This window comes from Photorhabdus sp. RM323S (assembly GCF_042879375.1).
GTDB lineage: Bacteria > Pseudomonadota > Gammaproteobacteria > Enterobacterales > Enterobacteriaceae > Photorhabdus > Photorhabdus tasmaniensis.
In genome coordinates this window covers 1-13,074 of record NZ_JBHFKZ010000034.1, presented here as the reverse complement: position 1 = coordinate 13,074, position 13,074 = coordinate 1, and the positions used below count along the sequence as shown (strand labels likewise).

At 40.3% G+C, this 13,074-nt stretch carries 11 protein-coding genes and 1 pseudogene; all 12 read left to right on the top strand.

Annotation, left to right across the window (positions count from 1 at the left end):
• Positions 1-20: 20 nt before the first annotated feature.
• Positions 21-470 (top strand): annotated as a pseudogene (locus ACGF7G_RS14330) (glucose PTS transporter subunit IIA); the annotation flags it as partial.
• 198 nt (positions 471-668) lie between these two features.
• A complete protein-coding gene (gene glnS / locus ACGF7G_RS14325) occupies positions 669-2,336 on the top strand; it encodes a glutamine--tRNA ligase (RefSeq protein ID WP_387466345.1) in 1,668 nt (555 codons plus the stop codon).
• Positions 2,337-2,924: 588 nt separating this feature from the next.
• Positions 2,925-3,326, top strand: a complete 402-nt coding sequence (locus ACGF7G_RS14320; RefSeq protein ID WP_387466344.1) for a hypothetical protein — start codon at positions 2,925-2,927, stop codon at positions 3,324-3,326.
• Positions 3,292-3,750: a hypothetical protein gene (locus tag ACGF7G_RS14315; RefSeq protein ID WP_387466342.1), complete on the top strand. Its 459-nt coding sequence runs from the start codon at positions 3,292-3,294 to the stop codon at positions 3,748-3,750. Before ACGF7G_RS14320 ends, ACGF7G_RS14315 begins: the two co-directional genes overlap by 35 nt.
• A gap of 55 nt (positions 3,751-3,805) precedes the next feature.
• Positions 3,806-4,564 (top strand): TenA family transcriptional regulator, encoded by a 759-nt coding sequence (locus ACGF7G_RS14310; protein WP_387466340.1) that lies wholly within the window; start codon positions 3,806-3,808, stop codon positions 4,562-4,564.
• The gene (locus tag ACGF7G_RS14305; RefSeq protein WP_387466338.1) at positions 4,539-5,048 is read left to right on the top strand and encodes a hypothetical protein; all 510 of its coding nucleotides are present in this window, start codon (positions 4,539-4,541) and stop codon (positions 5,046-5,048) included. Before ACGF7G_RS14310 ends, ACGF7G_RS14305 begins: the two co-directional genes overlap by 26 nt.
• 27 nt (positions 5,049-5,075) lie before the next feature.
• Entirely contained in the window at positions 5,076-5,771 is a 696-nt protein-coding gene (locus ACGF7G_RS14300; RefSeq protein ID WP_387466336.1) for a methyltransferase domain-containing protein, read from the top strand.
• Between the two features lie 40 nt (positions 5,772-5,811).
• On the top strand, positions 5,812-7,479 hold the full coding sequence (locus ACGF7G_RS14295; RefSeq protein WP_387466334.1) for an FAD-dependent oxidoreductase: 1,668 nt from the start codon (positions 5,812-5,814) through the stop codon (positions 7,477-7,479).
• Positions 7,480-7,535: 56 nt separating this feature from the next.
• Positions 7,536-7,775, top strand: a complete 240-nt coding sequence (locus tag ACGF7G_RS14290) for an FAD-dependent monooxygenase (protein WP_387466332.1) — start codon at positions 7,536-7,538, stop codon at positions 7,773-7,775.
• Between the two features lie 76 nt (positions 7,776-7,851).
• On the top strand, positions 7,852-8,301 hold the full coding sequence (locus tag ACGF7G_RS14285; protein ID WP_387466330.1) for a cupin domain-containing protein: 450 nt from the start codon (positions 7,852-7,854) through the stop codon (positions 8,299-8,301).
• Positions 8,302-9,179: 878 nt separating this feature from the next.
• Positions 9,180-11,855 (top strand): beta-N-acetylhexosaminidase, encoded by a 2,676-nt coding sequence (locus tag ACGF7G_RS14280; protein WP_387466328.1) that lies wholly within the window; start codon positions 9,180-9,182, stop codon positions 11,853-11,855.
• A 633-nt stretch (positions 11,856-12,488) separates the two neighbouring features.
• The gene (locus tag ACGF7G_RS14275; protein WP_387466326.1) at positions 12,489-12,914 is read left to right on the top strand and encodes a DcrB-related protein; all 426 of its coding nucleotides are present in this window, start codon (positions 12,489-12,491) and stop codon (positions 12,912-12,914) included.
• Positions 12,915-13,074 lie beyond the last annotated feature (160 nt).

Here is a 13,074-nt window from a genome sequence, read left to right as displayed (position 1 = left end):
GTGAACGTAAAATCCTGCTCACTCTGATTGCTCCGGTCAGTGGTGAGTTAGTCGATTTGGCAGATGTACCTGATGAAGCCTTCTCCAGTAAAATTGTTGGTGATGGTATTGCTATCAAACCAACATCAAATACTGTGCTTGCGCCAGTGTCTGGTACGATCGTGAAAATTTTCGACACTAATCACGCTTTCTGTATTGAGACTGATGAAGGTGTGGAACTGATTGTACATTTAGGTATCGATACGATTTCCCTTAACGGTAAAGGTTTTAAACGGTTGGTGAATGAAGGCACAATTGTAAAAGTGGGGGAACCTGTATTGAACTTGGATCTTGATTATCTGAATGCTAATGCCAAATCTATGATTAGCCCGGTGATCGTCAGCAATATTGATGACTATATTGGTGTTAATATTTTGGCAAAAGGTCAAGTAAAAGCAGGACAGACAAAATTATTTGATGTGCTGAGATAAACAACAGACAAATCCGTAAAAGTTGATAAAAAATTTTCAATAAAATGAAAAACGGGAAGAGCGCCACTTTTCCCGTTTTTCGCTTTAACTTTGCTCTGAATCGCCATTTGGCAGTAACAAACGGTTGTTTCTCAGCACTGCTTGTTGGATTATAGGCGGTTATGTGACGCGCTTTTGGCATTATTGAGGTATAAAACAATGAGTGAGGCAGATGCCCGCCCGACAAACTTTATTCGTCAAATAATTGATGAAGATTTGGCAATTGGTAAACATACATCCGTACATACTCGCTTCCCGCCTGAACCCAATGGTTATCTGCATATTGGTCATGCAAAATCTATCTGCCTGAACTTTGGGATTGCAGAGGACTATCAGGGCCAGTGCAATCTGCGTTTTGACGATACCAATCCGGTTAAGGAAGATGTTGAGTACGTTGATTCTATTAAAAATGACGTTCAGTGGTTAGGTTTCGAGTGGAGTGGTGATATTCGCTACTCTTCTAATTATTTTGACACGCTGTATCAGTATGCTATTGAATTGATCAATAAAGGCTTGGCTTATGTTGATCAATTGTGCCCGGAAGAGATCCGCCAATATCGTGGCACATTGAAAGAGCCAGGTAAAGACAGCCCGTATCGTAACCGTAGTATTGATGAAAACCTGGCACTGTTTGAAAAAATGCGTGCTGGTGAATTCAGCGAGGGTAAAGCCTGCCTGCGCGCCAAAATTGATATGGCATCACCTTTTATTGTGATGCGCGATCCGGTTTTGTACCGTATTAAATTTGCCGAGCATCATCAGTCTGGTAACAAATGGTGCATCTACCCGATGTACGATTTTACCCACTGTATTTCTGATGCGCTGGAAGGGATTACACATTCGTTGTGTACACTGGAATTCCAGGATAATCGTCGTTTGTACGACTGGGTGCTGGATAACATCACCATCGATTGTCATCCGCGTCAGTATGAATTCTCGCGTCTGAATCTTGAATACACGATTATGTCCAAGCGTAAGCTGAACCTATTGGTGACTGACAAGATTGTTGAAGGTTGGGATGATCCACGGATGCCGACTATCTCAGGTTTGCGTCGTCGTGGTTATACTGCTGCTTCTATTCGTGAATTCTGCCGTCGTATTGGTGTCACCAAGCAGGACAACAATGTGGAGATGGCGGCATTGGAGTCCTGTATTCGTGATGATCTGAACGAAAATGCCCCTCGTGCAATGGCTGTGCTCGATCCGGTCAGGCTGGTGATCGAAAACCGGTCGGAAGGGGAGCAGATGCTGAATATGCCTAATCATCCGAATAAACCGGAGATGGGTAGCCGTGAAGTGCCATTCAGCCGTGAGATCTATATTGACCGGGCAGACTTCCGTGAGGAAGCTAACCGTCAATATAAACGCTTAGTTTTGGGTAAAGAAGTTCGTCTGCGTAACGCTTATATCATCAAAGCAGAGCGTGTTGAAAAAGATGCTGACGGCAATATCACGGTAATCTATTGCAGCTATGATGAACAGACGCTGAATAAAGATCCGGCAGATGGACGTAAAGTAAAAGGTGTTATTCATTGGATCAGTGCGTCTCAGGCTGTTCCTGCTGAATTCCGTCTGTATGATCGTCTATTCAGCGTACCAAATCCCGGTGCAGAGGATGATTTTTTGGCGACAATTAACCCCGAATCACTGGTGGTCCGTCAGGGCTTTGTTGAGCCAAGTTTGGCGAATGCCAAGCCAGAAAAAACGTATCAGTTTGAGCGTGAAGGTTATTTCTGTGCTGATAGCGGTTATTCCAGTGCAGAAAGCCTGGTATTTAACCGTACTGTTGGTCTGCGTGATACCTGGACAAAAATTTCTCAGGATTAATTGAGATAATGAACTGTACCCAACGAGTTGGACATGAGGTCAACAGTTGAGGTGCAGTTTTTTTTCTAAATATTGCTATTCCCATGTTAGACCTTTTTTTATTTGCAAACGCATATTTCGTTGGGGAAAGTAAAATCCCACAGCGAAAGTAAATAAAAATAATATATTCAAAGTAATAACTTTCCCATTCACTAATTATATTAATAATATAGATAACAGTCCTTCGGTAGCAGAAAAATGGATTGGCAATGAAACTCAAAGAGCTGACATTAATTACATAACTATTGAGTATTGATTATCTGTTAATTAGCCGAGTTTTATTTCATTATTAGGATAAACATTGCCATTATCTATTGTACTTATGAGCAGAGTGTGGTTTTTTTACACATTTATCTATTTTAGAAAAATAATAAACAATATATTTTGCGAAATATCACTATACTGATTCTTGAGGTTATGAAATAAAAAATTGCAGTCTGGATATTTCATAGATACGAAAAAAATAGGATATGATAATAATAAGTTGATATTAATTAAGAGAAATTACCAAGTGAAAAAATATTATTTATTTTTTAGGGGGTTATGAATATGAACAAAAATATAATTAGCATGAAAAAGGAAGCAGTCACCATCCCATCCGACAATTTTGAAACAGCCGAAATAGTTGCCAAGAGAACATCTGTAAGATTAAACAATCCAAGTAAAAATAAAAGTTCTAAACGTGAAGCTTTAAATGGGCCAGTGATTTGGTTTGATACAGAAAAGCTGTCAGATCAAAGGCCAGATGGCAGCATTTTCATCAGAGTAATAAATTCTTTTTATAGTGATATAATTTTATATCCAGATAATTTCTCAGCTTTCATTGATGAAGTACCTAAAAGAATGCAAATTCGGTTAATTGAAGCAGAGTTTGCGGGGAACAAACGAGTCAATCATCGAAAAATAGGTGACGATCATGGGATATATTGGAAGAAAATTAAGAGAAAGTAGATTGTTATTTCCCAATTCAAATAAAGGTTTGATCGTGCCGATTGATCATGGATTAACGATGAAGCCGATCCCTAGTTTACAGAATATATATGCAGTTGAGCCGTGGATTAATAATAACTATGTTAGTGCTATTTTGGCACATAAAGGGGTATTAGAGAAGTTAATTTTACGTGGCGCTTTTCGCCCATCAATTGGTGTCATTCTCCATATTAATGGTATGCCGATTATATCAGCGTCGCCGGACACCAAAATATTAGGAGAAAAAACCGCTGACAAAATATTGATCGATAATACAAAAGTTGCTATTTCAGCTGGGGCTAGCAGATTATGTGTTGGCAGAAATGTTTTTCAGAATCTAAATCCGCAATCTCTACTGAAAAATTTATATGAGTGCATAAACGCAGAGCTAATATCTTTGGCTTGATAAAAGCCTGTATATCATAGATCTCATCAGTTGAATGTTACTAAAAGGGTTTATCATGGAACTCGCTATCAACACTCAAAACGAGCCTAAAAAAGAAACCGGTTATTTCTTATCGCCGTTGTGGGAAGACGTTTTTTCTAAAGAATTACTGGAAGAACTTAATTCGAATATATTTCTGGTGGCTTGTCGTTCTGGGCAGGCCAACCAGAGTTTACTGAGAAAGTTCATGATTCAGCACCATTACTATTCACAATATTTTACCCGATATTTGTGTTTATTAATGGGAGGTTTAGTAGATCAAAAAGATTTTGTGTCGCTTTCTCATAATTTGCTGGAAGAGCTAACAGGAACTGATGTTGCAAAGATCTCTCATGCAGAGTTATATAAAAAGGCGATGGTGGCTATCAATGCTGTTCCTAAAAGTGACGCAATACTTAAAAGTACTCAACAACTGATTGACGCTATGTTCCGCCATTGCCGGAGTGATGATTCCCTAAGAGGTCTGGCGGCTTTGTGTTTAGGTGCTGAGGCAATTGTACCTCTGGTTTATGGTCCCATTTTAGATGCATTGCGATCAATAAAAGCTTCTGACGACGCATTATATTTCTTCAGAATCCATGTTGAGGAGGACGAAGATCATGCAATAGTGATGAGGAAAATTATTGATCGAATGATTGAAGAAAATCCTCACCGAAGGGCAGACGTTATTGCTGTTGGTGAAGAGATGGTGCGTTTTCGCATGGCGATGCTAAATGAACTATATCAAAGTAATACCAGGATAAATCCGCATGAATATGACGATACTATCATCTGAGTGTGATATAGACATTTTGCGTAATGATGACATGTTAGGCAGGGGTAATTTTCTTGGCCGCTGTTTAGCGCTAAGTAATACCCCCAATGGTTCTTTGTATACACTTCAACTTGAAGAAGCGATACAGACGATTGAAAGTATCTATGATGCAATAATTATTGGATTGGATTTATCTCATGCCAAGAATAGAGAAACGAAATTAGTCATATTAATTTTATTAAATGAGAAATTAACTTCGGATGTAAATATTGTTGTAGAGCAAGTTATTCAGCTAATGTTGGAAAAAATCGGGAGGGAGTACTATATTAGAGAATATACGATTATCGTTGTTAATAGCTTCGATCAAATTCCCACCGGCGCAACAGGTAAGGTTTTGAAACGTAGATTAAAGGATACTCGCCCTAAAATTCTTGAGGAATATGAAAGGAGTAAACAACTCCCCAATGGCATTTTAAAAATCATTAACTATATATCGGCTAATTAGAATTGATTATAAAGAAGGTGAAGTATTGTGAGCAAAGTTTCTCATGAAGGTCCTGCTGTCGAAGCGATAAAACAAAAATTGATCCTTGCTGAATCTTCCGATGTCTCTGAGTTTGAATGTATGGGGCGGTTATTTAATATTCATAAAAATGTGTTCCCACCCACTCATTTTCAGTCCACTTGTATATTCACTAATAATATTCCTTATATTAAAAATACCTCTTTTTTGGAATTAGGTTGTGGTGCAGGAGTAACCGCTGTTACAGCGGCACTGGAGGGATGTTATCCGGTTGTTGCTTCTGACATTAGTGGGGACGCGGTGAAAAATACCTTGTTTAATGTAATGCGTCATAATGTAAATAATTTCGTTTCTGTAAGACATGGCGATTTGTTTGACATATTAGAAGAAGGTGAAAGTTTTGATGTCATTTTTTGGAATTCTAACTTTCTATTTGTTCCTGAAAGCTACTCTTTTCAGGAACAAATTTATCACGCGTTTTATGATCCAGGGTATATAACACATAAACGTTTCCTTCAGGAGGTAAGGAAATATATTAATCCACAGGGAAAGATACTCATTGGGTTTAGCAGCCAGGGAAATGAGGTAGCGTTTAGTGAATTACTGATGGCACATGATTATAACTATTTTGTTTTATATGAAGAAAGAGGAAAAGGCGAAAATTCACAGATATACAAAATTTTTCAACTGGTATCTTTAATCTAAGATATTTATTTTTATAAGTAATTATTAAGGAGAGTATATTTTGATTTCAGAGAATATTTCTGTATCGCAAGTTGCCATTGTGGGTGGTGGGCCAGTTGGCCTAATGTTAGCTTTATTTCTGGATTTATATGGTATTCGTTCGGTTATTTTTAATTTGGATGAATTGACTCGGTTACACCCTAAAGGCAATACCCATAGTGCCCGTACTATGGAACATTATCGTCGTTTGGGTATATCTCAGTCTATTCGGGATTTAGGATTGCCGAAAGAGTTTCCTCTGGATATCGCCTATTTTACCAAGCTTAATGCATGGGAACTGGCGCGCATTGATATGCCATCGGAAATGGAAAAAATGTCCAGGGTCCAAAATGCTGCTGCGACAGATTCCGTTCCAGAGCCGATACTACGTGTAAATCAAACCTATGTTGAAAAATTTTTGTTACAGCATGCAAGCAGTCGTCCAAATATCACAATAAGATATGGCTGGCGTGTTAAAGATTTTGTCCAATATGAAGATGAAGTAAAACTTTATGCGGAGCATATTGAGGGAAAATATTTTGATGAAGTCTGGCATGCAACTTATATGATCGGATGTGATGGCGGACAAAGTTTTGTTCGCTCCAAACTGGGTATTGCATATGAAGGAACGGTTGAAGCTAAGACAGGTTTTCTGACTGGAGGCATGATTTCCAGTTATATCCGTGTTTCTGGAATTTACCGGGGATTATTACAAGATAAAGCGGCCTGGATGTACAATATTATCTCACCCATGCTGAGAATGTTATTTATTAGTCTGGATGGTAAAGATGATTTTTTATTTGTGACTCAGAGTAAACTTGGACAGACTATTGATGATGCGGAATTAATTCGCATAGCGCAGGCAGGGATAGGTACAGATATGGAAGTGTCTGTCCTTGGTAATTCGCTATGGAAAGGTGGAGTTGCTCTTGTCGCAGAACGGTTTTCTGACGGTCGGATATATTTGGCAGGTGACTCTGCGCATTTATTTGCGCCTACGGGTGGTTTCGGAATGAATACCGGAATCGACGATACGAGTAATTTAGCCTGGAAAATTGCCGCATCTATAAATGGCTGGGCAGGCGATAAGTTAATGGGTTCTTATGAAAGCGAACGTCGTCCAATTGCACTTAGAAATACATCTGCTGCCCGTTTTTTGACTCAGCGAGTATCCGCGTTATTTATACCTGAAAATCTGGAAAATGCGGATTCTGCCGGTGATTTGGCTCGCCAAAAATTAGGTGCCGAGCTTAAGACATTTCGTAGTCAATTTAGCTCTATCGGTGTTGAACTGGGTGCCCGATACGACAATTCTCCTCATATCATTAACAGCGCCCCAATACCGGATGATGACTTTTTGAATTACCAGCCGAGTAATGTGCCGGGAGGACGATTACCGCACTTGTGGATAACACCTGTTCCAGGGGCAAGAATATCCCTGTTTGATATTTTGGGCACTGGATTTAGTTTGCTTCGGGTGGGAGAGCATCTTCCAGATGTATCCGAACTATTAGATCAGGCATATCAACGTAAAATTCCGATGAAGGTTATTGATCTTCCTGGTTACGACGCCTGGCAATTATATCAGGCAAGACTCCTTTTGGTACGACCTGATCAATATATTGCCTGGAAAGGGGATAAAGTGCCTGACAACGCAGGTTCGATACTGGATAGAATTATTGGTAAATAAGCGAAGATTTCCCGGGAATAGGGTACTAATGCTAATTAAAGATGGAAAACAATATTATGATTGAGACGGATGTTCTTATCGTAGGTAGCGGCCCTTCTGGTTCAGCAGCGGCCCTGTTTCTGAGTACCTACGGAATTAATACACTGGTCATAACGAAACATCGATGGCTGGCTAATACACCTCGCGCACATATAACCAATCAGCGAACAATAGAAATATTATCGGAACAGGATAAGCATGGTGTAGAACATGGCAAAATTTTAGCAGAAGCGATGATTAAAATACTTTTAAGATAAAATATCTTGAATATTATTTTAAAATAGCCAAATAATGCAAATTGTAAAATAAGACGTGATATTATAGGTGATTATAATGAAAAAGACTTTCTTTTCATCTGGTGATTTTGGTAGAGTTCCAGGAGAGTTAATTGCAGATAAGCCTGCTCAATTAATTCATGAAGATGTATTGAATTCTGAAGTCAGTCAAGATATTAGTTTCTCAAATGAAAGATGTCATAAGGTCGCTATGGTTAATTTACCCAGTAAAGTTCTCAGTATGACTCTGGGGGGATTACAGCCTGGGCAATCCACGCGTAAACACAGGCATAGTTATGAAACCATAATATATATCGTCAATGGTGAGGGGTATTCACTCATTGGTGAACAACATGTTTCATGGAAAGCGGGTGACGCAATATATGTGCCTGTATGGGCATGGCATCAACATACAAATAGCAGCACTACTGATGAAGCATTCTATATTGCATGTGAGAATGCACCGATGTTGCAAAACTTGGGGCTGGCAGTTCGTGAAGAACTTTGAATTTAGCAGGATATATATTAATTAAGGCTATTTTTTAAGAGGAATGGCACTATTATGTTTAGATAAATGTGATATGGGTTTTGTTGATTTTATTTAAAAACAGATAATTATCCAGCCGGGGTGAAAAGCCTATTGGCAATATCCCGGTAATTTGTTTATGAACTATTATGATAGGGATTATGGTTTAATTTGTTATATTTTATAATATTTTTCCTATGCAAGATCCTCACGCACTACGTGTACGCCAAAATTTTGCGCGCTGTTGGTATTCACTGGAACGGCTGACAATAATTATGATTACCAGGATAGTCTCTAAAATATTATCATTGATAAATAATTTTGCATCTATTTTAGTTGAAAAACATTTATATTAATCAATCTGTTTTTTAATGTGTATTTTATATTGTTAAGTTTTTATGGTTTTATTTTTTTGTTTTAATATCAATGCAATGTATAACTATTATTATATTTTTCTTGTAATGTGTTCTTTGTCATGTTTTGTAAAAAATCCCTTTTTTACCATTGATAATTCGTGACATGAAAAATAATCTGTATGTATACTGATCAGATGATTTTAATTTTCTTTTTCAATTGAAATCTTTATTTCACGGATAGATTCACATTTTTGGTCGTGATTTATTTTTAATTAAAAAATAATTAATTTTATGGTTACACAGAGTACAAAAATCAGCACTAATCCAATCTATGACCAGAGTGTGTGTTTTCAAGGATTTGTCTGGAATTTTTCCGGGATGAGAAAGAGATTAAATTCAACATCATCATGCCATTTATTGTCTTCTAATGGCTTGTTGCCGCTGTTTTTATATTTCTGGGCAGTGGCTTACCTTACATAACATTTGTGTTTGAAAGAGGCGACAATGAAGAAATTTAAATTGTGCACACTGGCGGCGCTAACGGCGACTGTTGGCCTGATAGGGTCTGTCTATGCTAATAATACAGCGCAGCAATTGGTTGATTCACTGAGTCAATTGAAAGTTAATTATAAGGTTGTTGATAATCAGGCTGGAGATCATGGTGTTAATTGTGCGGTATTGGGGGCGGACTGGGCCACTTGTAATCGGGTCGATATTACTTTAACCAATGGTAATCAGGCCATTGACTCATCTGACTGGGCGATTTATTTCCACAGTATCCGCCAGGTCCTGAGTGTTGATAATGAGCAGTTTAAAATTACGCGTATCACGGGTGATTTACATAAACTGGAACCAACTGAGAAATTCACCGGTATTAAAGCGAATCAGCAGGTAAAACTGCCTATTACCGGCGAGTACTGGCAGATTTACAGCACTGACTTCTTGCCACGCTGGTATGCAACGTCAGGCGATGCGAAACCTAAAATCCTTGTAAATACGGATACAGAAGATCTGAGCCAATTTTTATCTGTTTTCACCGGTGATCAATGGAAACGCACAACAGCGGATAACAACATCCTGATGACGTCTGAAAATCGTTATGTGAAGAATTTGCAGGTTAAAAAAGTCGAGCCAGAAAAATTACGTGGGCAAATAATCCCGACGCCAAAAGAAATTCAGATTTATTCAGAGGATGCTGATTTATCTGGGGGAGTAAGGCTGGAATTTGGTGGTTTGAATGATGAGGCGGTTATTCTTGTCAGAAAACGTTTTACCGATCAAGGCATTAAATTAGAGAATAGTGGCTATCTGGTTGCGACTCAGATTGTCTCTTCAGATTTTACCGGTGAATGGCAGGTTAAAGGGGCTTACCGCCTGAATGTTACCCAGAATGGCGCTCAAATTGTTGCTTTTGACCAAGCGGGTGTGTTTTACGGTCTTCAATCTCTGTTGTCATTGATTCCTGTCGATGGCAGCGGAAAGATTGCTACTCTGACGGTAAAAGATACTCCACGTTTTGAGTATCGTGGCGCTATCTTGGATGTGGGGCGTAATTTCCACAGTAAACAGGCGGTTCTGCGTTTGCTTGACCAAATGGCAAGTTACAAACTGAATAAATTCCATTTCCACCTGAGCGATGATGAAGGCTGGCGTTTAGAAATTCCCGGATTACCGGAGCTAACGGAAGTTGGTAGCCAGCGTTGTCATGATTTGAGTGAAACCAAATGCTTGTTGCCACAACTGGGGTCTGGTCCTGATAACAACAATATGGGGAGTGGATTTTTCAGCCGTCAGGACTACATCGACATTCTGAAATATGCCAAAGCCCGCTATATTGACGTTATTCCCGAAATTGATATGCCGGCTCATGCCCGGGCTGCGGTGGTTTCTATGGAGGCACGCTATAAAAAGTTAATCGCTCGGGATGATGTGAAAGGGGCGAATGAATACCGCTTGCTGGACCCAACGGATACCACCAGGGCAACTTCTGTCCAGTTCTATGATCGCCGCAGTTATTTGAATCCGTGTATGGATTCTTCAAAACGCTTTGTTGAGAAAGTCATTGGTGAAATTGCCGCTATGCATAGAGAGGCGGGCTTGCCATTGGAAACCTGGCATTTCGGTGGTGATGAAGCGAAGAATATTCGTTTGGGAGCGGGGTTCCAGGATAAGAACGGTCCTATAGAACCGGGTAAAGGCATCATTGATAAGAGTATAGAAGATAAGCCGTGGGCTAAGTCTCAGGTTTGCCAAAAGTTGGTGGAGCAGGGCGTGGTGAAAGATATTGAGCATCTTGCCAGCTACTTCGCCATTGAAGTGAGCAAAATTGTGAATGCTAATGGTATCGAAAAGATGCAGGCGTGGCAGGATGGTCTTAAACATGCCGACAGCGCTAAAGATTTTGCGACCAAACGCGTGGGTGTAAATTTCTGGGATACTCTCTACTGGGGTGGCTTTGATTCAGTCAATGATTGGGCGAACAAGGGCTATGAAGTGGTTATATCCAACCCGGATTATGTTTATCTGGATATGCCATATGAAGTTCATCCGCAGGAACGTGGCTACTATTGGGCAACCCGTTTTAATGATGAAGCCAAAATCTTTAGTTTTGCGCCAAATAATATGCCGCAAAATGCTGAAACATCTGTTGACCGTGATGGTAATGCCTTCTATGCGAAAAGTGACAAACCGTGGCCGGGCGCTTATGGGCTGTCAGGGCAAGCATGGAGTGAAACTGTTCGTACCGATGAGCAGATGGAATATATGATTTATCCTCGCTTATTACCGCTGGCAGAACGGGCATGGCACCGGGCTGGTTGGGAACAAGATTATGTTCCAGGCCAGGAATATAAGCGAGGAGAAACGCATAAAGTTGATATAGATGCACTGAATCGTGACTGGATACAGTTTGCTAACCTGATAGGGCAGCGTGAGCTTGTTAAACTGGATAGGGCAGGAATTGCTTACCGTTTACCAGTACCTGGAGCTAAGGTAAAACGCGGTGTTCTGAAGGCCAATATTGCTTTGCCAGGGTTGGTTATTCAGTACTCAACTGATGGTGGTAATAGCTGGAAAATTTATGACAATCACAAACGTCCGAAGGTGAAAGGAAATGTGTTGATTCGTTCTGTCAGCCCGGATGGCAAACGTTACAGCCGGATTGATAATGTAAAGGCATGATTTTGTTTCATCAAGAAAGGAACCCTGATGGGTTCCTTTCAGACCGCTGACAAACCTCATTCGAAATAATGGTTTTTTTCATGATGAAAAATACGGTGTTCATTTTTTCTCATTAAGCCGGTCTGAGCGCCCACCGAGGTGCCATTTTGACCCTGCTACATGGTATATCCCCGTCATCCACCGATAAGAATAACAAAGCGTTGCGACTAGCAACGCTATCTTCTTGTAATACAGGGGAAGACCATAATAAGAGCTGATTTTGTTCAATATCATAAAAAATACAGTGTTAATCTTCTCTGGTGATTAATACCAGGCCTATCAACCGGGCAAGGTAACTAGGTTGAATAAAGCTTTAGTGATTTAGCTAATATAAAACCGGTTTCCAGCGAGATTATCGGCATATTTTGTGATCTAAATCACATTTTATGACATTCGCTGGTGATTAATTCTCCGGGTAATCAAGACATAGACGATTTTTTGTTATATCTTTTTGTCTGAATATTAAACGGACAACATTATTTATTATATAAATTTATTGATGACTAAGCAGGAGAGACGCCCTGCATTTGTTTAATCAGGATTATCAATGTTGTTGCTTTGTTCGGCACGCCTACTACATAAGACGAAAGAAAGATGGACAATCAAGCCCGTTGTCGGTTCACTGAAGGCAGCATTCTGTTACCGGAAGGCTATCAGGAACAGACGGTAAACATCCTCATCGCGCCTGAGGCCCCGGCGCTGAATATCTCGCGTGATCAGTTAATCGAAGGCGAAGATCTCCCCGGTTACCTCACCCGTCAAAAAGGTCTGTTGAAAAACGGTCTGCGCAACTGGCAATTATTGGAAGAGCAGCCCGCGACGCTGGGCGATAACTTGCGGCAGGGCACCGCGCTGCTTTCCCGTTATCGGCCCAAAAAAGGCCAACAAGTCTATCAATATCAGGCCGTATTCCGGCTGGATGAGAAAAAAATGCTGATTTTCACCCTGTCATCCCCGCAGAAATTCACCGATGCTCAACGGCAGTGGCTGGATGACGGCCTGAAAAGTTTCCAGTTCTAGGGCGGGGACGTTATGCCAGAAGCTGCACGACTCGGAGACACGATAGGCCATGCCAGCGCCATGGCGGGACTGATGGCGGGAACCGTCATCGGTTCATTAATTTCAGCTGCCGGGGGGATTCTCGCCGGGGCCCTCTTTGTGGCCGGATTGGCCGCATCCT